Source organism: Mesorhizobium sp. WSM4312, assembly GCF_002294875.1.
Taxonomy (GTDB): domain Bacteria; phylum Pseudomonadota; class Alphaproteobacteria; order Rhizobiales; family Rhizobiaceae; genus Mesorhizobium.
In genome coordinates this window covers 12,319-37,504 of sequence record NZ_NSFU01000029.1, presented here as the reverse complement: position 1 = coordinate 37,504, position 25,186 = coordinate 12,319, and the positions used below count along the sequence as shown (strand labels likewise).

The window sequence follows — 25,186 nt, the reverse complement described above, 5'->3', positions numbered from 1 at the left end:
TCGCAAAAAAAGAGGGCGGCATTGATGCCGCCCTCTCGTTGCGAAAGCTGCCAGAGCTGGATTAGAAATCCATGCCGCCCATGCCGCCCATGCCGCCGCCGCCCATGCCGCCAGGCATGCCGCCGCCAGCCGACTCCTTCTTCGGAGCCTCCGCGATCATGGCTTCGGTGGTGACCAGCAGGCCGGCGACCGAGGCCGCGTCCTGAAGAGCCGTACGGACAACCTTGACCGGATCGACGATACCCATGGCGATCATGTCGCCATACTCGCCGGTCTGGGCGTTGTAGCCGAAGGTCGCGCCCTTGTTCTCAAGGATCTTGCCGGCAACGATCGATGCTTCCGCACCGGCGTTGGCCGCGATCTGGCGGGCCGGAGCCTGCAGCGCACGACGCACGATGTTGATGCCGGCGGCCTGGTCGGCATTGACGCCGGTGGCCTTGATGTTGGCCGAAGCGCGCAGCAGCGCGACGCCACCACCAGCAACGATGCCTTCTTCGACGGCCGCGCGGGTCGCGTTGAGGGCGTCATCGACGCGGTCCTTCTTTTCCTTGACTTCGACTTCCGTCGCACCGCCGACGCGGATCACCGCAACGCCGCCGGCGAGCTTCGCCAGACGTTCCTGCAGCTTCTCCTTGTCGTAGTCCGAAGTGGTCTTTTCGATCTGCTGCTTGATCTGGGCAACGCGGCCCTGGATCTCGGCCTTCTTGCCGGCGCCGTCGACGATGGTGGTGTTCTCCTTGGAGATCGACACCTTCTTGGCGCGGCCGAGCATGTTGAGGCCGACGTTCTCGAGCTTGATGCCGAGGTCTTCCGAGATGACCTGGCCACCGGTGAGGATGGCGATGTCTTCCAGCATGGCCTTGCGGCGATCACCGAAGCCCGGCGCCTTGACGGCGGCGATCTTCAGGCCGCCACGCAGCTTGTTGACGACCAGCGTGGCCAGAGCCTCGCCTTCGACGTCTTCCGAGATGATGAGCAGCGGCTTCGAGGTCTGCACGACGGCTTCGAGAACCGGCAGCATGGCCTGGAGGTTGGACAGCTTCTTCTCGTGCAGGAGGATGTAGACGTCCTCGAGTTCGGCAACCATCTTGTCGGCGTTGGTGACGAAGTAGGGCGAGAGGTAGCCGCGGTCGAACTGCATGCCTTCGACGACTTCGAGTTCGGTCTCGGCGGTCTTGGCTTCCTCAACCGTGATGACGCCTTCGTTGCCGACCTTCTGCATCGCTTCGGCGATCATCTTGCCGACCGAAGCATCGCCGTTGCCGGCGATGGTGCCGACCTGGGCAACCTCTTCGGAGGTCTTGATCTTCTTGGCGTTCTTGATCAGGGTCGCAACGACGTCGGTTACCGCGAGGTCGATGCCGCGCTTCAGGTCCATCGGGTTCATGCCGGCGGCAACGGCCTTGTGGCCTTCCTGGACGATCGACTGCGCCAGAACGGTCGCGGTCGTGGTGCCGTCGCCAGCGATGTCGTTGGTCTTCGAAGCAACTTCGCGGACCATCTGCGCGCCCATGTTTTCGAACTTGTCCTCAAGCTCGATTTCCTTGGCGACGGTGACGCCGTCCTTGGTGATGCGCGGGGCGCCGAACGACTTGTCGATGACCACGTTGCGGCCCTTGGGGCCGAGCGTGACCTTCACCGCGTCAGCGAGGATGTTGACACCGCGCAGCATGCGCTCGCGGGCATCGCGGGAGAATTTTACGTCTTTGGCAGCCATTTTTAGCTCCTGGCAGGGGCTTCAATCGAGCCCGGGAATTCAGTTGACGAAAGGGCCTGATATGAGCCGATGATGCCCATGATGTCGGATTCCTTCATGATCAGAAGGTCTTCGCCATTGAGCTTGACTTCCGTGCCCGACCACTTGCTGAACAGGATGCGGTCGCCGGCCTTGACGTCCAGCGGGACCAGCTTGCCAGCTTCGTCACGAGCGCCGAAGCCGACAGCGATGATCTCGCCTTCCTGCGGCTTTTCCTTTGCCGTGTCGGGGATGATGATCCCGCCAGCGGTCTTGGATTCGGATTCGACCCGGCGAACGACCACGCGGTCATGCAGCGGGCGGAACTTCGACTTTGCCATTTTCGGATTTTTCCCTGGTGCGCTGTTGAGGGGTTTTTGTTAGCACTCGCGATGGACGAGTGCTAACGCGATAGTGAGGTAGGCTGTAAGCGGGCACTCGTCAAGACGGACGAGGGCAGGCGAGGAGCTCTGGCCCCCTCCCCGGTGGAACCCAACGCATACGCGGCATCCGCGTTGATGGCTGCGAGCCCCACATTTCCATTGAATTCGGCGTCATGACGCCAACTTGCTCGCGCCGCTTCCAAGTCGTCAGTCGTGCTGCCGTCAGCACGAACATAGGGCTGCGCTTCACTTCCCGTCGAAGCCGCGGCAAGCAGCGTCGCCGTCAGCACGCTCCTTTGCAGATGCTTGCCAAAGGTGGACAGTGAGCGCACCTGCGCCGGGCTGTTGGTGCGAACGTAAGACGTCATTGACAACTCCTTTTTGCAAGTCGAGCCCCTTCTCCACCTTCGGCCGCCGTCGACGCGAAGAAGTCCGCATCGCGTTGAAGACGAGCTGCGAAAAAGAGAAAGATGTGTTTGATGGCTGCGGCCCCAACGGTGCCTTCAGATTTGAGATCACTTCCGCCGCGAGCGGCTGAAGCTCCTCGCAACGTCAAATCGAATCTGCTGCCAAGCCTCCAGGAAAGGAGAGCATTGCTCATCTCGCGCTTGTGCATGCAGTCAACCTTCGATCCGTGTTGCCACATCAAGAGCAAATGCCGTGCCAAAGCTCACTGGGAAGTGAACGCATGGCTCTCCCTGAAAACCTCACAAATCCAGCATGGTCAATTGTGCGGAACCCGACATGCGTCTTCTGCCACTGTCAGCTTTCGGACAGGCATGACGCGTTTCGCGCCGACCACCGGTCGATCGGTTTTGGGGCCGGTCTGTTCGCCTCATAAGAGCGCGTTACATTGCGTAGCGGTTTCCCGAGCGCCGCCACATGACACTGGACCTGCAGGTAGCACCGGCTTCTCATCCAGCCTTACTTTGGCCCCCTCGCGTATCAAATTCCCGCTGGCGAGCCCTGCTTTCATAGATCGCACCATGCCGGATGTCTGCTCTGGCGCCCGACCCGCTGGCACGATCTCGATCCGGCATAAGGGCGCAGCATCTTTGCAGGCCGTTTCATCCCGGCGTCCTGCTTGGCTGACAGACCGCACTTGGCGAGCGGTCTCCATGCTCTCTCCAAGGACCATCCCTGCGGCTGGCTTGTCGACCTATGGGCGGGTCCGGCCGCCCGAAACCCTCGCGCCATCAGCTTTTTTCCCCGCCGCCTGCGGCGGCTTCCTCGCGCCGCTTCGCTCACAAAAAAGCTGCCCGCTCGGGTCCTTCACTGTCGCTGCGGCCCTGTCGGATTCAGGCGGTCCTGACGCGCCCATTACGGTGCGCCATCGCAGGGGATGGTCCCCGGCGAAACCACAAAAGGAGACTTCGAAATGACCGCGATCGGTTACGTCAACAAGCAGGAAAACGGCGCCTACAAGGGCCAGTTCAAGACGCTCAGCGTCCGCGCCGACATCGATATCGTCCCCAACCAGGCCAAGAGCGCCGATAACCATCCCGACTTCCGGGTGCTTACGCAAGGGGTCGAAGTCGGCGCTGGCTGGATCCGCACCGGCGAGACTTCCGGCAAGGATTATGTGAGCCTGTCGATTGCAGCGCCGGAGTTCGGACCGCGCAAGCTCTACGCCAATCTCGGCCGAGCCGCCGGCCAGGACGATCACGACACCTACGCCATCATCTGGAACCCGGCCGACTGACCGGCCGAGATAAGAGCCTCGCGCCGCAGCCCCGGCGCGGGGCTCATTCCCAGGAGTTCCACCCAAACCCCGTCCGCCCTAAAGGGCGGCGAAAACTCTCCCCCGACTCTTCGCCCGTCCCCGAGACGATCTCCCTCGCCCATCCTCGCCCTCGCTTGTCCGAAGCGAAACGAGGATCATCATGGACGACGAAAACGAACGCGCGGCCCGCGCGAAAAAGGGCAGCCCGTTTCTCAGCACAGCCCAAGCCGCCTTCTATATCGGGCTCTCCCAGCGCACGCTCGAAAAGATGCGGCTCAAGGGCGGCGGCCCGAAATTCCGCAAGCACGGCCGCTATGTCCGCTATCACATCGACGAACTCGACCATTGGTCGAAAGGACACCCGCAGCACTCCATCGCCGGCGATGGCAAGGCCGGTTCCGGCCAGGGCGGCACGGGAGGCCGTTCATGAGGCGGCGCCCTTCCATCCATCTGATCGGCAGCCGCCTGAGGCGTGTTCGAGCCCGTAAGACGGTCGCCTTGGCCGCGGCCGGTCTCGGTCTTTTGGGCTTCACGGCGCTGGGAAAGCCCGCCCCTTGGCTGGTCTGGAACGCCTCGGCCAGCGCGCCGATCGGCCTTTACCGCATCGCTGCGGGAGCGCTGGCGCGTGGCGATCTCGTGCTCGTGCGCCCGCCTGAATACGCGGCGTATCTCGCCGCCGAGCGCAGCTATCTGCCTCGCAATGTGCCGCTGGCAAAACGTCTTGCAGCGCTGCCGGACGATAATGTCTGCGCCTTCAATGACGCCATCATCATCGGCGGCGACATCGTCGCGCGCCGGCTCAAAATCGACGCCGAAGGCCGACCTTTGCCATGGTGGAACGGCTGCCGAGCGCTCGGGGATAACGAGGTTTTCCTGCTCGGCAGCGACAAAAACCGCTCCTTCGACAGCCGCTATTTCGGGCCTGTTCCCACTCAAAATGTCATCGGGAGGCTCGTACCACTATGGACCGAGTGACCCTCCTCTTGTTGGGCATGATCGCCATTGCGCCATGCGCCTGTTCCGCCTCGACCGGCGCTGAGCCGGTCGCCATCTCCCAAAGTCCGCAGCTGCGAAAGTGGCAGACGTTGGTATCGGAAGCAAGCCGGCGCTTCCATATTCCCCAAGCCTGGATCTATGCCGTCATGGCTGCCGAAAGCGGCGGCAAGACAATGCGCGGCGGCCGCCCCATCACCTCCCCCGCTGGCGCCATGGGCCTCATGCAGGTGATGCCCGGCACCTATGAAGAGATGCGGGTCGAACACGGCCTTGGGCCTAACCCCCACGATCCGCGCGACAATATCCTGGCCGGCACGGCCTATCTCAGTGCCATGTATGACCGCTTCGGATTTCCTGGCCTGTTTGGCGCCTACAATGCCGGTCCCGAGCGCTACGACGAGCATTTGAAGCGTGGCAAACCGCTGCCAGAAGAGACCGTCGAGTACCTCGACCAACTCAAGGCGGCCGGAGTTTCGGCGGCCGACATCGAGGCGTTCGAAAGCCAATCTGTCGCTCCAAAGGCGCAAATCGCTCCTCTCGGACGGTCGCTGTTCTTCATTCATGACGGTGTTCACTCAGGCGTGCGAAACGGCGATCTCTTCGTGCCGCTCGGCAAGGACGGCGCGCAGCCGAAGGAGCCGGTGCGTTAGCCATGGCGGACGGGGGCGCGTCTGGCGGGGCTGGGCGCGGAAGGCAAGATAAAGGTACCGCCTCCAGGAGGCGGTTAAATCTTTGTCTGCACATCGTTTTTCCGGGAGGCTGCCGCCGGTGCCAAGAGGGTTTGACGTGTAAGTGTCTGATTTTGCTTGATATGTCTGGGAGGCTCGCATTAAGGATGACGAGTTCAGGCCGAAGCTCGGCAAAATCGGGTCGCGCGGCTCGAAGGCCGGCAAACGCTATGCCGGCCAGGTTCGTGCGGCGATCAACCGGGCTGGCGGCCGGCCGCAACGCGGTGGTCGCTTCACAGGAAGCCGGACAGGGCGCGGCGGGGCGGCCGCCGCACTGCTGAAATCGCGCGACCGGTATGCCGCCTTCCGCCAGCGCCGGGTGATCGTCAAGGCGCGGGTCGTCAAGCTCGCCGGCAAGGGCGCGGACGGGGCGCGTGCCCATCTACGCTATCTTCAGCGCGACGGGGTCACCCGCGAAGGTGAACCTGGCGAGCTCTACGGCGCCGACAGCGGCCGCGTCGACGGCAAGGCGTTCATCGATCGCGCGGACGGCGACCGCCATCAGTTCCGCTTCATCGTCGCTGCCGAAGACGGCATCGAGTACGACGACCTCAAGGCGCTGACGCGGCGGCTCATGGCGCAGATGCAGGAAGACCTCGGCACGAAGCTCGACTGGGTCGCGGTCGATCATTTCAACACCGGCCACCCGCACAGCCACATCATCGTCCGTGGCAGGGACGACCGTGGCGAGAACCTGGTCATCGCGCGCGAATATATCTCATCTGGCATCCGCGAGCGGGCGGCCGAGCTGGTCAGCCTCGATCTCGGTCCGCGAACCGACCGCGAGATTGAGCTTCGCCTGCGCCGGGAAATGGAGCAGGAACGCTTCACCAGCATCGACCGTCGGCTGCTCAGCATGCGTGATGATGACGGCCTGGTCTCGCCGGGCGGTCCCGACGCCATTCGCCAGACGCTGCACCAGGGACGGCTGCGCAAGCTCGAGCGGATGGGTCTGGCCGCGGAGGTCGGCGCTGGCTCCTGGCGCCTCGACGATGAGCTCGAAGCCACGCTGCGCCGCACCGGCGAACGCGGCGACATCATCAAGACCATGCACCGCGAACTGACCGGCAAGGGGCTTGCCCGCAGGGCCGCCGACTGGGTGATCCACGATCGATCCGGCGAGCCCGTCCAGTCTCTCGTCGGTCGCGTTGTCGCGCGTGGACTGGCCGACGAGATCAATGACCGCCATTACATGATCGTCGACGCCGTCGACGGTAAGAGCCATTGGATCAACATCGGTAGAGGCGAGGCGATGGAAACGATGCCTAATGGCTGCATCGTGCGTGTCGCGCCAAGGAACACCGAGCCGAGGCAGGTCGATCGTACCATCGCCGAAATCGCCGCCGCGCATGGCGGCCGTTACGACGTCGATATGCACCTGAAGCATGACCCATCCGCCACCGAGAGCTTTGCGCGAACGCATGTGCGGCGGCTGGAGGCGATCCGCCGCGCGACCGGCGGCGTTGAGCGAGAGCCGAACGGCACCTGGCTCATCGCGCCGGACCATCTCGATCGCGTCGCGAATTATGAGGGCCAGCGGGCCAGGGCCGAGCCTGTCGTTGCCGACAAGCTCTCCTCAATGGCGCTGGAGCGACAGGTCAGCTTCAACGGCGCCACCTGGCTCGACCGGGAGCTGGTTGCCGATAGACCCGAGCCTTTGCACGGATCCGGCTTCGGCCGCGACGTGAGAGAGGCGCAAGCTCGCCGGCGGCAGTGGCTGATCGCGCAAGGCCTCGCGCATAAAGAACAGGATGGGATCGTCTATCGAGCCAACATGCTTTCGATCCTGCGCCAGCGAGAACTGAACCGTGTTGCTGGCCAACTGTCGGAGGAACTTGGCCTGCCCTATGCCGAAGCGCGATTCGGAGGACGAGTAGAGGGTACGCTCCGCCGCTCCGTCGAGCTTGCCAGCGGAAAATATGCCGTCGTTGAAAAGTCGCGCGAGTTCACGCTGGTGCCATGGCGGCCGGTGCTTGAGCGCCATGTGGGCAAGGAGGTCTCCGGTGTCGTGAGTGGGGAGGGGATTTCATGGACCGTCGGCCGGCAAAGGAGCGGACCTGGTGTTTCGTGAGATGGTGTACAGCTTTTTAGCCAGCGGCGCGGGCAGCCATGCGAGCCCGCGTAGACCTTATGGCCGCACGCCCGCAATCGGTCGCATGGACCTGCCAGGCGGGGCGGCTTTGGAGCGTTCGGACCCGACACGCTGCGTGAGTGGCCAGACTTCGAGCGCTCGAAGATGCGGACTGTTGTCTGCTGGCCGGCGTTATTCCGGCTGGCCTATGACCGCGGCGCAACAGTTCACCGCTGAAGTTGCCACGGGCGAACATCGACAAGAGAAAAAACACCATTGCGCGTTACAAATCGCCGTTGAAAGCGTTTAGGTTGCATGCGCTTCGCCAAGTAAACGGATACCCCAGAAGAGAGCCATGACCACGGCCCGCCATATCGTGACGCTGCTTAAAAGCCACATTGCCGGCGACGAGGATCGTTTCCTCTCTATCGCGATGCAGCTTGCTGCGCATGAGGCACGTCAAGGCCATGGCAAGCTTGCTCAGGAGCTCAAGGATCTGGTCGACGCAGCCAAGAGCAGGGACGCCCGGATTGCCAAGAGCAGTCGGCCGGTTCCCCTTTTTCAGCCAAAGGGCGAACTCGCAGGCCTCCTGCATGTGCGCTATCCGGACCTGCGACTGACGGACATGATTTTGCCGGACAGTCTGCGCTCGCGCCTGCACCGCGTGCTGGGAGAGCAGCGCCAACAAGCAAGCTTGCGCGAGCACGGGCTTGTTCCCCGTCGCAAACTGCTTCTGGTCGGCCCGCCAGGATCAGGCAAGACGATGACCGCATCGGCATTGGCCGGGGAGCTTCATCTGCCCCTTTTCATGATCGTCCTCGATGGTTTGATCACCAAGTTCATGGGAGAGACTGCCGGAAAGCTGCGGCTTGTTTTTGATGCAATGCAGGCGACGCGGGGCGTCTACTTCTTTGACGAATTCGATGCCATCGGCGCGCGTCGAGGCGAACGCCAGGATGTTGGCGAGATTCGGCGCGTGCTGAATTCGTTTCTGCAGTTTCTCGAGCAAGACGACAGCCACAGCCTGATTATTGCGGCAACAAATCATCCCGAGCTGCTCGACAGAGCTTTGTTCCGCCGTTTCGACGATGTCATCGAATACGCCGTGCCCGATCGGCCGATTATCGAGGCGCTGCTTCGGGCTCGACTCGACCGCTTCGACACCAGAGGGCTTGCCTGGAACGAGGCGATCTCTCAGGCAGAGAGACTGTCGCAGGCCGAGATCACCCGCGCGGCCGACGACGCTGCAAAAACCATCATATTGCGGGGGGGGAAGCGGATCACCTCGGAAGCGCTCATCGACGCTCTGAAGGAACGCCGGCAGGCTTCGCTGTCTGAGTAGCGACAGCACAGATCATAATGGCAGACGATTTTCCGCGCGACCGCGCCCATATCCACCTTCGCAACAACGGCATTCGGGAAGCCTATCGGCGGCCCAACCAACTTATACATGCACCGCCGCTGCCGGCGCGTGATCGGGCGTCGCATGCTGCGGCCTTGACGCAATCCATCGAACAAGCGGTCGAAAGTGCACGCCAGCAGATTGCGGCGCGTGACCCCCAGCTGTCGGTCGGCACGCCTGGCTTTTACCTCGAGATCGATCTGCCCATGTCCGGACGGGCGGCCCTCGACCAGTTGGCCGATCGTCGCCAGCACATGGAGCTGGTCGCCGTCCATGAGCCAACTCAACCCGGTGCTCCCATCACAGCGTCGGTGTTCCTGCCGCAAAGCGCGCAAGCCTATTATTTGCGGAAAGTCGAGGCGTATCGAGACGTTGACACTGACCGCGGCAGACCGCGCAACGAGCCGCTCGTCTCCCGCATGGAGACAGTCAGGCTGGCGACTGCACGATCGTTGTTTACCGACCACGACGACCTCTTCCCCCAGGCCGCTGACGAGCAGGTGTGGTGGGAAGTCTGGCTGCGCGACGGTCGCCGCGAGAACTTCGAGCACATTGCCGAAGCCCTGAACATCACTTTGCGCACGCATGCGGTCAGGTTTCCGGAGCGGGTGGTCATGCTGGCACTCGCCAGCACGGCAATGCTCGACCGCATGATTGCGCACAGCGATGTCGTCGCCGAGCTGCGGCGCGCGAAGGATACGCCGTCCTTCTTCATGGGCCTTGGCGGCGCGGAGCAAAGGGACTGGAGCGACGAGCTTCTCGGGCGCGTCAGACCGCCTCAATCCGATATTGCGGTCTGCATTCTCGACAGCGGCGTACGTCGCACCCACCCGTTGATCGAACCCGCACTTGCCGTTGAAGACTGGCACACCGTCAAACCGGCATGGGGCAGCGACGACACACCTGCGTGGAGCGGCCACGGGACGCGAATGGCAGGTGTCGGCCTGTACGGTGATCTGGTCCCGCTCCTGGTCGGAGGCGATCCAGTTCCATTGCCCTTTCGGCTGGAGAGTGTCCGTATCCTTCCGCCAGAAGACGAGGCAAACGATCCAGAACTCTATGGCTCGATCACCGCGGAAGCGATCGCCCGCGCCGAGGTGCAGGCGCCGGAGCGCCGCCGCGCGATCGCAATGGCTGTGACAAGCGCCAGTCCGGCGCGTGGAAGGCCCACATCGTGGTCTGCCGCTATCGACCAACTCTGTTTCGAAGAGGAGCAGCGACGCTTGATCGTTCTCTCTGCCGGCAACATCGGCGATGACCTCATGCCGGCCGAGCATTTGACGCGCAACGATCTGGAAGCAGTCGATGATCCTTCTCAGGCCTGGAATGCGCTGACGGTCGGCGCTTTCACAGAAAAGGTCGATATCATTGACACCGACTTTGCGGGCTACGCTCCGATCGCGCCGGTCGGCGAGCTCTCGCCGCGCAGTCGCACTTCGGTCGTTTGGGACAGGCAGTGGCCGGTGAAGCCCGAGGTCGTCTTCGAAGGCGGCAATCTCGCCCATGACGGTGTGTTGCCTGGCGAGCCGATCGACGATCTGCAGATATTGACCACTTTCTATCGACCCGAACTGCGCCACTTCACCACCCTCGGAGATACGAGCGCGGCAACGGCCCATGCCGCACGGATGGCGGGACTAATTCTATCAGCGCGCCCCGAGCTGTGGCCTGAAACGGTTCGCGCCCTGATCGTCCACTCGGCCGAATGGACTCCGGCGATGCGCGCACGCATCGATGCGTGCAACGGAGCGAAGGGCGAGATCCAGGCGCTCGTGCGGCGCTATGGTTACGGCGTGCCAGATCTTGGGCGCGCGCTTCTGTCAACGGTGAACGACCTCACGCTTATCGTTGAAGATGAGCTTCAGCCTTTCCAGCGCGAGGGCGGCGCGGCTGCCAAAACGCGTGACATGAAGCTGCATCGCCTGCCTTGGCCGAAGGAGCAGCTCGCGGCGCTCGGCGCTGCCCAGGTCGAGCTCCGCGTCACGCTGTCCTATTTCATCGAACCCAACCCCGGTGAACGCGGATGGACCCGCCGGCATCGTTACGCGTCCCATGGTCTTCGGTTCAGAGTAAAGTCAGCGACCGAGACAGTCGACGAATTCCGAGCCCGCATCAATCAGGCCGCTCGGGACGAGGAGGAAGGGGCGCCTGCTGGAGGCGGAGAAGAGTGGCTGCTCGGCACCTTCCGCGATCGCGGCTCGTTGCACGCCGATTTCTGGTCGGGCAGCGCCGCCGATCTCGCCGAGCGTGATGCGATCGGCGTGTTCCCGGTCGGGGGCTGGTGGAAGGAGAAGCCTTACCTGGAACGCGTCGACGCTCTGGCTCGGTACGCCCTGATTGTGACGATGCGGGCGCCTGGGGTCGATGTTGACATCTTCACACCCGTCGAAGCAGCCCTGACTGTCGAGACGTCGGTCGAGACCTGATGCAGCACTGTCCAAATCGGCCAACAACGGAGGTTTGACCAGCCTCTGGTGCCATGGCGGCTGGTGCTGGATCATCACGTCGGCAACAGGGATCATGCGCGGAGGACGATAGGCCGGCAAAGGAGCGGGCCAAGCGTGTGATAATGGCGCCCATGGTCACGCCCACAAGCCGCGCCCCCTGCGTCTACGGAGAGGTGCGCGTCTGTTTAGGCGGCCGAGACATCGCTTACCTGATCAACGCGCTCGCCGTATTTGCGCCTGTAAGCGGCAATGAAATCGTCGTCGCTACAGATGCAGCGGCCGCTGGAGTCCTTGGCCTTCGGATCGTGCAAGTGAGAGCCAAGGGGGCGCAGAAGATTCACCCGAGTGCTCGTCGTCGGGCTCATGGGAAACCCCGCACTATGTTTGACCAAATCCGCGGCAAGCATAATCCCGGCAAGCACCGACTGAAAGGCCATCGGAACCACAGTTCGAACGCGGCGACTTCCTTCGCTAAGCTGGAACACCAGACCGCCGCAGATAGCCTGCTGATAAAAGGAGCGCAGGGGCTGGCCGACAAACGGGGCTAGCGGTTCAAACGGCACAGCCATCGCTGTAGCCACGCGAACTACAAAGTCGTTGGGAACTCCGGCATTGGTCTGCAGGAGCGTTTTCACCTGCTCGTGTGCTTCCGGTATTCCGAGTTCCTCGGCAATCAGCTGGTGCTCGTCCTTGGATTTTCCGGATGGCAGGTACATGCAACAAAGGCAAGCCTGGCCGTCATCGAAACCATGCCGGGAGATACCGAGATCGTGCTCCTGCGTCCAAGCGTTTGCGATCCATCGCGGCAGTGCACCTTGGACAGCCAGACGGTCGGCGGCGGTGTCAAGCGCCACACCCACTTGGTCGAAGACCCAATTGCCCCGGCGCGCAACATATTCTGCCCACGTCAGAGGGTGCGCCTCGACCTCAAGGGCAGTCGATCTAAGGGCGGTGGCTGCAAGAACCGCTTTGGACATACCAATCTCCGCCTGGCCAGCCAATGCGTAGCGCTGCAGGTTTGAGAGTTCGATCGCTTCGTGATCGATTACATGCAGACGACCTTTGAGATCGGGTTGTCTCGCTAGCGCCCAAAGCGAGCCATGGCCTATCGCACCGAGCCCAACGAGGTGGGTTTCGCCAAGGTCGACTGGGAAGTCGATCGGGCCAGGCTCTCCGGCTTTGGTCTTGTCGTAGCTGCATAGCGAGAGGTCGATGGTTTCGTCCAACTCGGCGCCGGTCAACTGGGCAGCGAAGATAGTTCGAAAGACGTTGGCGGCGCCGAAGCAACTGGCGGCGCCAGCTCCATAAGGCAGCAGACTTGGGCCAGAGCCCACCGGGTCCGTACGCGACAGCTTTGCCGCCCAACCGTCCGATCCCACGAAAAAGATCGGGCACCGGAGTGATGGGCGCGTTACCCCTGCAACGACGCAGACGGTGGCAGACTTGCCGGAACGCCGGATGCCGACTTTTGGATTGATCGACTTTGCCAAGCGCTCCAGCGCTTGGGCTTGAGAGCTCGCCGCGCTGTCCAGCGGGAGTATCGCCAGAACCGGGTAGAGCCTAGCGAGCAATCTCACCGCAAGATCTAGTGTCGCCTGGCCTTCGGCGCAGGAAGCGGCCTGATGGTCGAAGGCGACTGCCACGACCTGCTTTTCAAGAGCTGCTTTGAAGTCTCCCAGATGAAAATCGGCCAGGACCTGAGATGCCGCCGTGGCGGCGCGATCGATGAAGTTAGCGAATGCCATTGTTCAACTCGATATCATGATCATTCGCGACAGTGCCGCGGGAGGGAGCGCATTCCATTTGGCCTTTTCGTCAAGCCGATAGGCGGCGACCCGAGCAAAATCGAAAGGCTCGCGGGCGAAATTCGGCACTACCAGCGACAGACACCCAACCGTGGTAGCAACCGCATAAGCGTCGTCCGTCGTCGAATGGTAGGCGCGGCCCGGATGGCTGTGAATCTGGGCCAAGAGTTTCAGGCCGCTTTTGTAGAGCCAGACATTGAGCCGGTGCAGTTCTTCGGCCGCAACGATCACGCAAACGCCATCGTTTGTCCGAATGTGACGCTGCGCCGGGATAACCGTCTCTGTTACGGCAAAGTGCCGCTCTTGCTGAACGCCGACCCAGAGCGCCATCCCCTCATTGCCCTCGCGACCAACTGAGCGCAGATGCCCATGCGTGGTCGAGATGCAGCCGCGCGGGAGAGTCACGATCGTTACATCTCTCAAACCAGTCATTCTTGTATCGCCTGAGGGGATACCACCATTCCTACGATTGTCGGTTGGAGTTGAATCTGCAACTGCTCTATAGGAACGATTCCGTACTTGATGATCTTGTCCAGGATGAAGGCCAAACAGCCTTCGCCAGAACCCCGATGAAGCAGCCATGGATCACCTGAATGGGCTGGATTGTCGTGGTATTCCCGGACGCCCGCCATGCACAGGAATGGTTCGTCCTCGGGACTGTTGGCCTGGATGAAGTCCGTCAGCGGCACGGCGTTCTGCTGGATGAGAGCTCCTATCATCTCCGGCGGCGTTCCGGGCAGCGGCGGACGTCTAAGCATTTTCAGGTATAGATCTTTCCGGGCAATCGGATGACGCGTAAACGGATCGACGAAGACCACGGACGGTGGTCTTAAGTCGTAGTCGGTGAAGTCGACCTCGCTCGCTGCGCTGACCACCCGTGGCTTTAACTTGGGGCTGGCGAAAATGAAGAAAGCGCGCGGAAAGGTCGCCTCGATCAAGAAGCAGCCCTGAGCCCGATAGACATCAGCATATGGCCGGAACCGGCCGATCTCCCGATCAAACTTCGCTCGGGAGACCTCCGGATCCACACTTTGGTGTTTAGGCACCTGCGACGCCCGCCTTCAGGCTGAGGAACAGGGTCACAGTATTCGGGAAACCGAAGTCGCCAAGCTTCTTGTCGACATCGAGCAAGTTGCCGGCCTCATCCTTGAATTCCCAATTCTCGGCTGGTTGGGCGACATTCTGCGTGTTCTCAAGGGCTTTGGTACGAATGACGTGAAGCGGCTGGTTGGGATTGGCTTCGACCTGCGTGGGCTGGCCGTTCACCACCACCGTGATCTCGATCTTGCCCGGTCCGCCGCCGTGATTATCGCCCTTACCCGAATCCTTCGACATTGTCCTACTCCTGTGGCTTGCCAACCGCCCCACGCCCTGGCGCCCACCTGCGAGTGAGACCGGCGGTCTTCAATCGTTCACCCGGCGCCACGGCCGCGAGTACGCGAAAGACAGGGGATAAGCTACCGAATCGGTGCTTGCCTTCTTTTATGGGTGACTTGAGCCGCAAGTAAATGGTCTCAAATTGCTCCTCACAACTATAATCGATTAGAGCAATGCAAAAATATTGGCGACACGCCTATTCATCTGCTCTCTCACTCGCCTGCTCCGTGCTTGGCAAGGGGAGCTTTGACTGCGTCACGCGTCCCCCAAGCAGCCGATTGCGCCGGCAGCGCCGTAGGAACCGTCGTTCAGAGTCTTCACCACTCAAGCAGCCGCATGGATGCAGCCGACGCTCGTCTCCACAAACAGCGCAAGTGGTGCCTTGTTGGATAAGGTCGCCTCGTCCCTGGTGCAGCATCTGTCGGAACGGGTCCGCTGCGAGACCATGCCTCATCATCGCGCATGCGCAGCAGCCGGCGGTCGATGCTCGTAAGGCGTTCTGCTCATTTCGTGGCGAAGGCGCTGCTCGACTCGCGGACATATGCGGGCACCGAGGCGGAGGCTGACCAGTCGGCGCCGCGTTCGCGGATGTCGCTTGCAATGTGCTCGCGTGCGTTTGCCGCCGGCGACCTTGCCGTCCTCGCCTGCTATGGCGAGCCGGCGCAAGCGGATTGCTCGATACTGCCGGCGAGGCTGCGGGCCGGTCCTAACGGCCGTTCACAAGAGCTTGCATCAGCAACTGGCAATCGGATCGATAACTTCGCGATCGCCGTTATGGCGCGGAGATGCGGTCTCGCCGGGTTGTGGCTGGCGCTTCGTTGTGGGCGGCGCGTCGTAGCCGAGGGAGCAGGGGCGGCGCCATGATCCAGACCGAACGCGCGCTGCAGCAGGTGCTTGAGTGGGGGCGTGCCCTGACCGGTTTCGCGGATGAGCATGCTGAGGAAGCGGTAAGGGGCGGCCAGTATATCCTGCAACGCATTCACCCGAGCCTGCGCGACACCAGCGCCCGCACCGGCCGCGATCCGCAGGACGAAACGCTGATCGTGGCGTTCTATCGCGAACTGGCGCTGCTGTTCTGGCTAGACGATTGCAACGACGTTGGCCTGATCGCGCCGGAGCAGCTCGCCGCCCTGGAGCAGGCGCTGGGGCACGGCGTACCGTGCGTGCTCTCCGGATTCGAGGGCTGCGCTCAGCTGCGCGCTTCGCTGGCTGCGCTCGCTTACGATCGTCACGACTATGCTCGGCTTCTCGACTATACCCGGTGCTACTGCGCGGCGCTGCGCGCCGGACACGCGCAGGCGGCAGGGGCGCGACGCTGGTCTTACGCCGAGTACCTGCACAACGGCATCGATTCGATCGCTTACGGGACCGTGTTCTGTTGCCTGTCGCTGCTGTGGGGGCTGGACATGGCGACCTTGCGCGCGCGTCCAGCGTTTCGCCAGGTCCTGCGGCTCATCTCAGTGATAGGGCGCCTGCAGAACGATCTGCATGGACGCGACAAGGACAGGTCGGCCGGCGATAACGCGGCGATCCTGCTTCTGCAGCGCTATCCGGCTATGCCTGTGGTTGAGTTCCTCAACGACGAGTTGGCCGGCCATACGCGCATGCTGCACCGGGTGATGGCGGAAGAATGCTTTCCCGCGCCGTGGGGACCGTTGATCGAGGCGATGGCGGCGATCCGCGCGCAGTACTACCAGACTTCGACCAGCCGCTATCGCAGCGACGCTGCAGGGGGAGGCCAGCGTGCGTCGGCCTGGACGCGCCGGAGGCGGCGGCTTGGGCGCGCTGCCGTCGGTTCGATCCGACGCAACGCCGTCGCCCGCTGCTACGGATGGAGCGAGCATGAGCGACACCGCCCTGAGCCGGGGAAGGACGAACATCTGGACATCGTGCTGGATCGGCGAACGGCGCCGGCCACGGTGGCCGCTGGCTGGGAGTACATCCATCTCGAACACTGCGCACTGCCCGAGTTGGACCTGACGCAGATCGACCTGCGCGCCTCGCTGCTGGGCAAGGCTATGCGCGCGCCGCTGCTGATCAGCTCTATGGCCGGCGGCATGCCACGGGCCGAGGCCATCAACCGGCATTTGAGCGAGGCAGCGCAAGCCTTGGGGATCGCCATGTGCGGTTCGCAGCGTGTGAGCCTGCAATCCCGCAACTCCCAGGGGCTAACGCGCGCGCTGCGCCGCCTGGCGCCAGACATTCCCTTGCTGGCCAATATCGGCGCCGCGCAACTGCGGGAGGCCGACGGCCTGGACCTGGCGCGTCGCGCGGTGGACGCGCTGGAGGCCGATGGGCTCATCGTCCATCTCAATCCGCTGCAGGAAGCGGTACAGCCGGAGGGCGACCGCGAACTGGCGCGGCGTCCTGGCGCTGATCGCTGGCGCCGCGCGCATCGTGGGCGTGCCGATGGTGGCCAAGGAAGTGGGGGCGGGCCTGTCCGCCTCGGTGCCTGTGCGCTCGTCGAGGCGGGCGTGGCGGTAATCGATGTCGCCGGCGCCGGCGGCACCAGTTGGGCCGCAGTGGAGGGCGAGCGCGCCCGCAATGCCGCCGACCGTGCAGTGGCGATGTCATTCGCCGATTGGGGGATTCCACCCTGACCAGCGTGCAGGCGGTGCGTCGGGCGCTGCCAACGGTGAAGCTGATCGCGTCGGGCGGGATCCGCGATGGCGTCGACGTGGCCAAGGCCATCCGCCTGGGCGCGGACATCGCCGGGCAGGCGGCCAGCGTGCTGGGCGCGGCGACAGTGTCCACCGGGGCCGTTGTCGCGCATTTCGAGATCGTCATCCGCCAGTTGGCCGTCGCCTGCTTCTGCACGGGCTCGGCTGATCTGGCGGCGTTGCGTCAGGCGCGCTTGTTGCCCTCGTCGCATTTGTCCGCCGGTTGATGTCGGCGTCGTCCGCACGCTAACAGCAGGCTGCTGAAATACCTACGCCAAAGACAGACTATTGATCCCCCTGGCGAGACGGCTCGATTGACGGGAGCGATGTGTTCATGGAGCAGCTGTTCACGATGAAGCGGTTGGAAGATTTCGTTCCAGCCGGTCATCCTGGTGCCCGCACCGGCTGATGATCAATGGAGCGCTGGTGCGGCTAGACGGCATCCTTTCCGGCATGTACGCCTGCAGTGCCAAAGGCGGTCGCCCCAGCGTTGCGCCGGAGAAATTGCTGCGGGCCGTGTGTTGCAGGTGTTCTACAGCGTCCGTCGGAATTGATGCAGCAGGTGCTGCTGTGGCAAGGCCAAGACCCGGGAATGCCGTCAGCTTTGATCAGGCGCTTCGGGCCGTCGGAAACGCGCGAAGAGTCCGGCTTTCGAAAAAGGCCGAACGCCTCAGATAAAGCCAGAACTCCTTGGGTCACCATCAAACCAATTTGACGCCCCGGGACAATTTCGTCCGGCATTGTCCGGTGTGCGACGATGTTGGGGATGCGACATAGGCGGATTGCCGTGTATTTAAACCGCTTTTCCTTTGGCACGCATATTGCGCCCTATCGGTAAACCTCGTCATGGGCCGGCGGCAATCGCTCGGAGATTGTCGAAATAGCACAATGATTTCTGCCGGGGTGACATCCGGCCCGACTAGAGCAGGACCTTTCAGATGATGCAGAAAAGCAAGCGGCCATACTCGCGGGGAAATAGTCGCGTCAGGGCTGCATGGACGCTCTTTCCTGGTTGTTTCGGCGGCGGACGCCAACTCTTCAATCGGCACCCGAACCAGTGCCTGGATGTCCAAGGAGCGCCCCTGTTGCGCGTGCCTGGCTGCACCCGCGTGCTGGCTCTCCTCCAAGGCGACGCTTCGGCGCTGCTGCAGACCGGCGACGAGAACCCAACTTCAAAATTAGCATTCCGAAAACCGAAAGAAGTGAACAGGTATGTCCAGGATCGGCGCTTTGACGCGCGCCGCATGGCGATCGGCAACTCAGACGCTGGCCAAGGGTTCGAAAAGTTTACACCCGACGCTAGCGCCGGCCGATTTCAAGCGCGCACTTACGATCAACGATCGATATGGCGGGCTCACTGTCAATGTCCCCAAAATGCCTTTCTGGCTGACCGGGGGTGAAGCCTTCGTCTACCGCCGGACTAGCCACGGCGAGCAGCAGTTCATGCAGGTCGATGCTGCCACGGGTTTCAAGCGGCCCGCTTTCGATCAGGCGCGTCTGGCGGCAGCGCTAAACAAGGTGAGCCATGAGAGCTATCAAGCCGGCAATCTTCCGTTCGACCGTTTCGAACTGAGTGAGGATGGTCGCAGGCTCGACTTCCAGATTGAAGACACCCGGTGGAGCTGCGACCTTGCAAGCTATGACTGTACCAGCACCACATTCGATGCAAGGAAAGGGGACCGTAGGGAGCTCAGCCACCGCTACACGCCGCCAGCGGAGAACAACCCCGACAAGAGCAACGCGTCGCCCGACGGCAAATGGATCGCCTATATCAAGAACTGCAACGTTTTCCTGCGCAGCGAGGACGGATTGCAGGATGTTCCTCTGAGCCGGGACGGAGCCGAAGGCAATTGCTACGTCTTTTCGACGCTGAGCTGGTCGCCGGACTCGCGCCACCTCGCCGCTTACCTTGTTCGCCCCGGCTATAGGCGAGAGGTCCGCTACCTCAATTCTTCGACGGACCAGTTGGAGCGGGAATATTCAACAAAATTCTATCCCAGGCCGGGCGATGTCCTTCCGCTGCCCCAGCCAGTCCTGTTCGACATTGCCGGCCGGCGCCAGATCGTGATTGACGGTGCCCTCTTCTCGAACGTCTTCGAACTTTCCCCTCTCCGGTGGTGGGCGGACAGCCGCGGCTTCACTTTCGAATATAACCAGCGCGGGCATCAGCTTTATCGCCTGGTCGAGGTAGACGCCGCCTCGGGCCGCGGGCGCTCCCTGATCGATGAGACCAGCGAGACATTCGTTGATTATTTGCCGCTGGGGCATGGCCAGGAGGATGCCGGAAAAATCTTCCGTTACGATGTCGATGACGGGAAGGAGATCATCTGGGCATCAGAGCGCGACGGGTATGAGCATTTGTATCTTTTCAACGGCCGGACAGGCGCGCTCGAAAACCAGATCACGCGAGGTGAGTGGGTCGTCCGGAGGGTCAACCATGTCGATCCGGTCAAGCGTCAGATCTGGTTCGAGGCGAGCGGGATGAACTCGCAGGAGGACCCCTATTGGGTCCATGCTTACCGCATCGGCTTTGACGGCAAGGGACTGACTGCACTGACGCCCGAACCGGCCAACCACCATATCGAGTTCTCGCCTGACAGGCGCTATTATGTCGATCTCTGGTCACGCATCGATCTGCCCCCGCGCATGGCACTCTACCGCGCCAGCGACAATGCCAAGCTCCAGCAGATCGAGACGGCCGACATTTCTGAGCTCGTCGCCGCAGGCTGGCAGCCGCCGCTCAGTTTCCATTCCAAGGGGCGCGACGGCAAAACTGACATCTGGGGCGTGCTCCACCTGCCAGCCAACTTCGACCCGACGAAGAAATACCCGGTTGTGGAGAATATCTATGCTGGACCCCACGGCTCCTTCGTCCCAAAATCCTTCTCGCGGTGGACAGAGCCGCTCACGCAGCTGGGCTTCGTCGTTGCTCAGATCGACGGCATGGGCACCAACAACCGCTCCCGCGCCTTCCATGATGTTGCTTGGAAGAATCTGAAGGACGCAGGATTTCCCGATCGCATTCTGTGGCACAAGGCGGCGGCCGCGCAATATCCATGGTACGACATATCCAACGTCGGCATTTTTGGCGCATCCGCCGGCGGCCAGAGTGCAGTCAGCGCGCTGCTCTTTCACCCCGATTTCTACAAGGTCGCCGTCGCCAAAAACGGCTGCTTCGACAACAGGATAGACAAGACCTGGTGGAACGAACTTTGGATGGGGTGGCCGGTCGGCATTGAATATTCGCAATCCTCCGCCGTTGACAATGCTCACAGGCTGCAGGGCAAGCTGATGATCGCGGTCGGCGAAATGGATGATAATGTCGATCCGTTTTGCTCGTTCCAGCTTGCCGATCGACTCATCAAGGCAGGAAAAGATTTTGACATGGTCTACGTTCCTGGTGCCAATCACCATACTCTAGGCACCTACACCGAGCGCAAACTCCTAGACTTCTTCGTTCGCAACATTCTCGGTCAGACCCCGCCCGACTGGAACACCAAACCGATCGAGCTGGAATAGCTTGTGGCTCTTGCAATTGTTAGCTCGCCTTATCAGCTGTAATCAGGGCGAGGCGCGAGCAAATCTGCACCGAAGGACGATCGTGGAGTCTAGGACTTGCGCTGCGTATTGAGGATCGGCTCGCCGCGACGTTGGTCTGAGCAAACTGCTTGATAGGCACGCCTGCAGACCGCGTGTGTGCGATTGCAAGATCCCCTATCAGCCTGGTGTGAAGCGTTCAGGGGAAAAGCCGCACCCAACGCCGCTTCCGCTCGCCGTAACGCTACGGCGGTGCGGCCCACCGATCCGCTCGACGAGCATTGGAACACATAGGTCCCCGAACGGACGATTGCCTTGGCAATAGAAGACCCTCGTCGGTCATCGCCGCTGTGGGTGGCAGCCCGTCGGTCTGGAGCTGCCACGATTCTCATCCTCGCGTCACATATGAGCTGAAGCTTTCCGGATCGGGTATCCAATCGGCATCCAGTTGCTCGGCGATATGGTTGAATTCTGCCCTCAGGACAAGAGTGAGTAGAGCAGCCCCGCTACGAAAATCCCATCCTGGTTCGTTTGACGCATCGACTATTCAGATTGATTGGCGTGATACCCGGCGCGGCCGCAACACGCGAGGCCGTCAACCGCTGAGCAGAAAACCAGCCTTCGCCTTCCGCGGCGGCGGACCTCGTCAGCCTCTCGAAAGCTTGCCTGAGTAGGTTGCTCATGTGATCTGTGGAAGTGAGGATAGCGTGCACCCGTACAAACTAGACATTCATCGTGGCAGCTTGGCTGCAGGTGCAGCACGCCGTACCGCACGAGCAAGCGGACAGGCCGGCCAAGCCGGTTTTGAGCAGCACTTGGGCGAACTGCAGGCGGCGGACGAGTTGATGGGTGCGCTAGGCGAGGAGGTCCTCGTCAATGGCTCGCATGGTAAAGGTGAGTTGAGACCAACGAAGAGGCAGAGGATCCAAAGCAATCTGCAGCATGCTGTCACTGAGCGGCAACCAGGTGAGGTTGGCAACTCAGGCGCTCGCGTGATGATGCAACTCCCCACCGATCAGGTGGGTACATCGGAACGGGAGGCGCAACTTGTGATGCAGGGGGACGAGCACGAATACACCCCAGCACCGCATCTCGACGGGTCGATGCCCTCGACAGTGCAGCCGGATCGTCCAATTGTGGTCCCCGACGGTGCCGACAAGCGTCCTGTTTATTCCAACGATGCCACCGCCATCGAAGGGCTGAAGTCAGCACTCCTTGCGGGTAAAGCCAGGCCGGACACGGTCACTCGCAGCACAAATTCTCTTTTCGGCTTTAGTCGTTGGCTCTTTCAAAACAACAAGCCAGGGCTTGCTGCTCGGCTTTACCATCCGTCGCTGAGCCAGGATCTCGAGGAGTACGAGAGTAGGGGTGGTTCCTCCACCGTGGCTGGCGCACTGCGTCAATTGATGAAGTCGATGGGCGGAGCCGGCCCGATTGTGGGTCGCGCTGTCCTGAACCCCCATCCTGACGACGCCGCGCTCACCAGACATTTCAGATCCGCGAGCGGCTACGCAACTGCTCTTAACCATTTCAGTCATTACCTACGTCAAAATGACAAGCTCGGAATTGCGGGTCGCATTTACGATAAATCGCTGGATAAAGATGTTGAGAGCTACAAGGCCGCCTCCTCTAATGGTGGAGCTCCGATCGAATCTGCGCTGGTTTATCTCCGCAAGAACCCGCCGCGCGTTATACTCGGGAATCATCTGGAAAACGCGGTCAGCATGGAGGCTCGTCCCCGTGGCGACGCTGCTCAGCATACCGCACCACAGCAGGGATTCGATTGGCCAGAGGAGCTCCTGCCGGTAGGTTATAAGGAGGGCACCGATCTACCATTGTCTCTCGCCCCAACCGCGCACCAACACCAAGCGCCCGACTTTGGAGAGGCCGTCCCTCACTTGAACTGGCGCCACGGCGACCAGGGCGCCCCGGAGGAGCTGGTAGCTGCACGGGACAGGAGCAGCCCGCTGCCAAGCGAGGCGGTGCCACATAAATCTGGACGGGGACTCGCTACGCAGCCCAGATTGTGGGCGGAGAAATCCGCCTCGCCAGAGCTCTTTCGACGGCGGGCGGAGCAGGCTCTGCCGGCGTCCGCCAGAGGTGTGGAGACATCCTCCGCGGTTGATGAAGCCGCGCAGGCCGCTCGCCAAGCTTTGGCTTGGTTGCAGCAGGAGATGGAGGGGATCGAACCGATGCAGGATCCTCATGAGGTGGCTACACCGGAATGTGAGGCGCAGCTCGTCAGGCAGAGGGATGAGCACGAATCCACCCCAGCACCGCATCCCGGAGGTGGTGGGTCGATGCCCTCGACAGTGCAGCCGGATCGTCCAATTGTAGTCCCCGACGGTGCCGACAAGCGTCCTGTCTATTCCAACGATGCGACCGCTATCGAAGGGCTGAGGGCAGCATTCCACGCGGGTAAGGCCAAAGCGAACACGGTCACTTACAATGTAAATTCTCTTTTCGGCTTTAGTCGGTGGCTCCTTCAAAACAACAAGCCAGGGTTTGCTGCTCGGCTTTACCATTCGTCGCTGGATCAGGATCTCAAGGAGTACGAGAGTACGGGTGGTTCCTCCACCGTGGCTGGCGCACTGCGTTACCTCAAGAAGTCGACAGGCGGAGCCCCGATTATGGCTCGCCCTGTCGTGATCCCCTATCCTGACGATGCCGAGCTCATTAGAAATTACAGAGCCGCTTCGACCAAGGAGTACCTGGCAGCGCCTGCGACCGGACGGAATCCAGATACCGTGGGCGGCTATACAAATTTTCTTAGACATTTTAGTCAGTACCTGCGTCAAAATAACAAGCTTGGGATTGCGGCTCGGATTCACGACAAATCGCTGGATAAAGATGTTGAGAGCTTCAAGGCTGTCTCCTATGGTAATAGGCTAAGTATCAGTTCTGCATTGGCTCACCTCCGGGATATCCTGCCGCGCATTGTGCTCGGGCGCGAAACTGTCCTTTCTGCTCATCCGGCAGACGCAGTCACCAGGCGCGTTGGGGCCGCTGCTGAAGCTGGGCCAGCGGCACCGGCAAGAGCTCCCCAACCCGCCTCGCCAGCAACCGCTAGGCTGCCAGGCACCTACCGCGGCCTTCCACTGGTTGATGTGACCACACTGACTACCAGTTCCTCTGGGGCTCAGATCGGGGCGCTCGATCCGACAGCCCCGTCCAACGTTGCAACGGGGCGGGTGCTCGGCGCCGCCGAATGGCTGAGCGACGCCCATATCCAGAGAGATTACAATTTGCTGGAGGGGCAACTGCAGGGGATCAATCCGGCGCTCGCTGCCCGGACTCGGCTGGTGGATCCTTCCGTATCCCATCTACTGCGACACACGTCGCCGCAAGACGCTCGAGGCATATTGCAGTCCATCTATAATCAAAACAACGCCACAGCCGACTTCCTGTTCTTGCCAGTGAATAATGGCACGGCTACTAGCCCCGGCACCCATTGGTCGCTGCTGCTCGTTGATCGCCGCGACCCGGAAAGGCGGTTCGCCTATCACTACGACTCCCTCCAGCGAGAGGGATATAACGACGTGCCTGCAAAACAGCTCGCAGGACTGCTGAATGCCACCTTGGCGCCAGCCCCCATGGCCAGACAGACGAACCATTATGATTGCGGCGTATTTGTCCTGGAGGGCACGTGGGCGCTGGTTGAACGATTGGTGAAAGGGCAGCGGCCAGACCACGAGCCGCTGCCCCTCGACAACCTCGTTGCCGATCGGCAGGCGCTGCAAGACCGGCTAAGGAGGCGCTTGCCGCACGAGGAAGAGCCGCGGCAGCTGCTGGAGGATGAACCCGCCTCCCCACCGATGATGGCATTCGAGCCAGGGGAACTGCGGCAACTGTTGGAAGACGAGCCTGCCTCCCCACCAATGATGGCGTTCGAGCCAGGGGAACTGCGGCAACTGTTGGAGGACGAACCTGCCTCCCCACCAATGATGGCGTTCGAGCCAGGGGAACTGCGGCAACTGTTGGAGGACGAGCCTGCCTCCCCACCAATGATGGCGTTCGAGCCAGGGGAACTGCGGCAGCTGTTGGAGGATGAACCCGCTTCCCCACCGATGATGGCGTTCGAGCCAGGGGAACTGCGGCAACTGTTGGAGGATGAACCCGCTTCCCCACCGATGATGGCGTTCGAGCCAGGGGAACTGCGGCAACTGTTGGAAGACGAGCCTGCCTCCACTTGGGCACAAATCAATTCGACCCCACATGCGCGAGCGGACGGTGTTCATCAGCCAGCCCAGGCGCCGTGGCTCCCTGAACGCAGAAGATAACTTTGCGGAGGAGCGGTCACGCAACTGTCGGCGGCGCCGGGC

At 61.9% G+C, this 25,186-nt stretch carries 15 protein-coding genes and 4 pseudogenes; 12 read left to right on the top strand and 7 right to left on the bottom strand.

Features of this window, described 5'->3' with window-relative positions:
* Positions 1-61 precede the first annotated feature (61 nt).
* From groL to CK228_RS35045, 3 genes and pseudogenes are all read right to left on the bottom strand, one after another.
* Positions 62-1,717: a chaperonin GroEL gene (gene groL / locus CK228_RS31755; protein ID WP_063169240.1), complete on the bottom strand. Its 1,656-nt coding sequence runs from the start codon at positions 1,715-1,717 to the stop codon at positions 62-64.
* A gap of 65 nt (positions 1,718-1,782) precedes the next feature.
* Positions 1,783-2,076 (bottom strand): annotated as a pseudogene (gene groES, locus CK228_RS31750) (co-chaperone GroES); the annotation flags it as partial.
* A 62-nt stretch (positions 2,077-2,138) separates the two neighbouring features.
* The gene (locus CK228_RS35045; protein ID WP_063169239.1) at positions 2,139-2,486 is read right to left on the bottom strand and encodes a hypothetical protein; all 348 of its coding nucleotides are present in this window, start codon (positions 2,484-2,486) and stop codon (positions 2,139-2,141) included.
* A 1,010-nt stretch (positions 2,487-3,496) separates the two neighbouring features.
* Between CK228_RS35045 and CK228_RS31745 the strand changes: the two genes are divergently transcribed.
* The 7 genes from CK228_RS31745 to CK228_RS31715 all read left to right on the top strand — a co-directional run bounded on the left by CK228_RS31745 (position 3,497) and on the right by CK228_RS31715 (position 11,464).
* On the top strand, positions 3,497-3,820 hold the full coding sequence (locus CK228_RS31745; RefSeq protein ID WP_024505644.1) for a DUF736 domain-containing protein: 324 nt from the start codon (positions 3,497-3,499) through the stop codon (positions 3,818-3,820).
* A 181-nt stretch (positions 3,821-4,001) separates the two neighbouring features.
* The gene (locus CK228_RS31740; RefSeq protein WP_024505645.1) at positions 4,002-4,271 is read left to right on the top strand and encodes a helix-turn-helix domain-containing protein; all 270 of its coding nucleotides are present in this window, start codon (positions 4,002-4,004) and stop codon (positions 4,269-4,271) included.
* The gene (locus tag CK228_RS31735) at positions 4,268-4,816 is read left to right on the top strand and encodes a S26 family signal peptidase (protein ID WP_024505646.1); all 549 of its coding nucleotides are present in this window, start codon (positions 4,268-4,270) and stop codon (positions 4,814-4,816) included. The genes CK228_RS31740 and CK228_RS31735 overlap by 4 nt, the downstream gene beginning before the upstream one ends.
* Positions 4,804-5,487 carry a lytic transglycosylase domain-containing protein gene (locus CK228_RS31730; RefSeq protein WP_024505647.1) on the top strand — a complete coding sequence of 228 codons (684 nt, stop codon included), beginning with the start codon at positions 4,804-4,806 and terminating at the stop codon, positions 5,485-5,487. The genes CK228_RS31735 and CK228_RS31730 overlap by 13 nt, the downstream gene beginning before the upstream one ends.
* Before the next feature lie 178 nt (positions 5,488-5,665).
* The gene (gene rlxS / locus CK228_RS31725) at positions 5,666-7,636 is read left to right on the top strand and encodes a relaxase/mobilization nuclease RlxS (RefSeq protein ID WP_063169238.1); all 1,971 of its coding nucleotides are present in this window, start codon (positions 5,666-5,668) and stop codon (positions 7,634-7,636) included.
* Positions 7,637-7,991: 355 nt separating this feature from the next.
* Positions 7,992-8,978, top strand: coding sequence for an ATP-binding protein (locus CK228_RS31720; protein ID WP_024505649.1), 987 nt, complete (start codon positions 7,992-7,994; stop codon positions 8,976-8,978).
* Positions 8,979-8,995: 17 nt separating this feature from the next.
* Positions 8,996-11,464, top strand: coding sequence for a S8 family peptidase (locus CK228_RS31715; protein ID WP_063169237.1), 2,469 nt, complete (start codon positions 8,996-8,998; stop codon positions 11,462-11,464).
* 206 nt (positions 11,465-11,670) lie between these two features.
* Here CK228_RS31715 and CK228_RS31710 read toward each other — a convergent pair whose 3' ends face one another.
* Genes CK228_RS31710 through CK228_RS31695 form a run of 4 tightly spaced genes read right to left on the bottom strand, consistent with a single transcriptional unit; the run spans position 11,671 to position 14,625 of the window.
* Entirely contained in the window at positions 11,671-13,230 is a 1,560-nt protein-coding gene (locus CK228_RS31710; RefSeq protein WP_024505651.1) for an E2 ligase fold family C protein, read from the bottom strand.
* Positions 13,231-13,233: 3 nt separating this feature from the next.
* The gene (locus CK228_RS31705) at positions 13,234-13,722 is read right to left on the bottom strand and encodes a Mov34/MPN/PAD-1 family protein (RefSeq protein WP_024505652.1); all 489 of its coding nucleotides are present in this window, start codon (positions 13,720-13,722) and stop codon (positions 13,234-13,236) included.
* Entirely contained in the window at positions 13,719-14,336 is a 618-nt protein-coding gene (locus tag CK228_RS31700) for a putative metal-binding protein (protein ID WP_024505653.1), read from the bottom strand. Before CK228_RS31700 ends, CK228_RS31705 begins: the two co-directional genes overlap by 4 nt.
* On the bottom strand, positions 14,329-14,625 hold the full coding sequence (locus tag CK228_RS31695) for a DUF2604 domain-containing protein (protein ID WP_024505654.1): 297 nt from the start codon (positions 14,623-14,625) through the stop codon (positions 14,329-14,331). The genes CK228_RS31700 and CK228_RS31695 overlap by 8 nt, the downstream gene beginning before the upstream one ends.
* A 902-nt stretch (positions 14,626-15,527) precedes the next feature.
* On the opposite strand from CK228_RS31695, the pseudogene CK228_RS31685 reads away from it, so the two are divergent.
* The 5 genes and pseudogenes from CK228_RS31685 to CK228_RS31670 all read left to right on the top strand — a co-directional run.
* A pseudogene (locus CK228_RS31685) lies at positions 15,528-16,421 on the top strand (hypothetical protein); the annotation flags it as partial.
* An 88-nt stretch (positions 16,422-16,509) separates the two neighbouring features.
* A pseudogene (fni, locus tag CK228_RS31680) lies at positions 16,510-17,554 on the top strand (type 2 isopentenyl-diphosphate Delta-isomerase).
* 86 nt (positions 17,555-17,640) lie between these two features.
* Positions 17,641-17,872, top strand: a pseudogene (locus tag CK228_RS36140) (IS5/IS1182 family transposase); the annotation flags it as partial.
* A gap of 667 nt (positions 17,873-18,539) precedes the next feature.
* Positions 18,540-20,846, top strand: coding sequence for a S9 family peptidase (locus CK228_RS31675; RefSeq protein ID WP_063169235.1), 2,307 nt, complete (start codon positions 18,540-18,542; stop codon positions 20,844-20,846).
* An 833-nt stretch (positions 20,847-21,679) separates the two neighbouring features.
* Positions 21,680-25,144, top strand: coding sequence for a Ulp1 family isopeptidase (locus CK228_RS31670; RefSeq protein ID WP_063169234.1), 3,465 nt, complete (start codon positions 21,680-21,682; stop codon positions 25,142-25,144).
* Positions 25,145-25,186: the final 42 nt, after the last annotated feature.

What these genes read in the sequence shown, in the direction of transcription:
- groL (WP_063169240.1), bottom strand. Translation starts at nt 1,717, where the DNA reads ATGGCTGCCAAAGACGTAAAATTCTCCCGCGATGCCCGCGAGCGCATG.
- CK228_RS31720 (WP_024505649.1), top strand. Translation starts at nt 7,992, where the DNA reads ATGACCACGGCCCGCCATATCGTGACGCTGCTTAAAAGCCACATTGCC.
- CK228_RS31735 (WP_024505646.1), top strand. Translation starts at nt 4,268, where the DNA reads ATGAGGCGGCGCCCTTCCATCCATCTGATCGGCAGCCGCCTGAGGCGT.
- CK228_RS31730 (WP_024505647.1), top strand. Translation starts at nt 4,804, where the DNA reads ATGGACCGAGTGACCCTCCTCTTGTTGGGCATGATCGCCATTGCGCCA.
- CK228_RS31710 (WP_024505651.1), bottom strand. Translation starts at nt 13,230, where the DNA reads ATGGCATTCGCTAACTTCATCGATCGCGCCGCCACGGCGGCATCTCAG.
- CK228_RS35045 (WP_063169239.1), bottom strand. Translation starts at nt 2,486, where the DNA reads ATGACGTCTTACGTTCGCACCAACAGCCCGGCGCAGGTGCGCTCACTG.
- CK228_RS31675 (WP_063169235.1), top strand. Translation starts at nt 18,540, where the DNA reads ATGTCCAGGATCGGCGCTTTGACGCGCGCCGCATGGCGATCGGCAACT.
- CK228_RS31740 (WP_024505645.1), top strand. Translation starts at nt 4,002, where the DNA reads ATGGACGACGAAAACGAACGCGCGGCCCGCGCGAAAAAGGGCAGCCCG.
- CK228_RS31695 (WP_024505654.1), bottom strand. Translation starts at nt 14,625, where the DNA reads ATGTCGAAGGATTCGGGTAAGGGCGATAATCACGGCGGCGGACCGGGC.
- CK228_RS31715 (WP_063169237.1), top strand. Translation starts at nt 8,996, where the DNA reads ATGGCAGACGATTTTCCGCGCGACCGCGCCCATATCCACCTTCGCAAC.
- CK228_RS31745 (WP_024505644.1), top strand. Translation starts at nt 3,497, where the DNA reads ATGACCGCGATCGGTTACGTCAACAAGCAGGAAAACGGCGCCTACAAG.
- CK228_RS31705 (WP_024505652.1), bottom strand. Translation starts at nt 13,722, where the DNA reads ATGACTGGTTTGAGAGATGTAACGATCGTGACTCTCCCGCGCGGCTGC.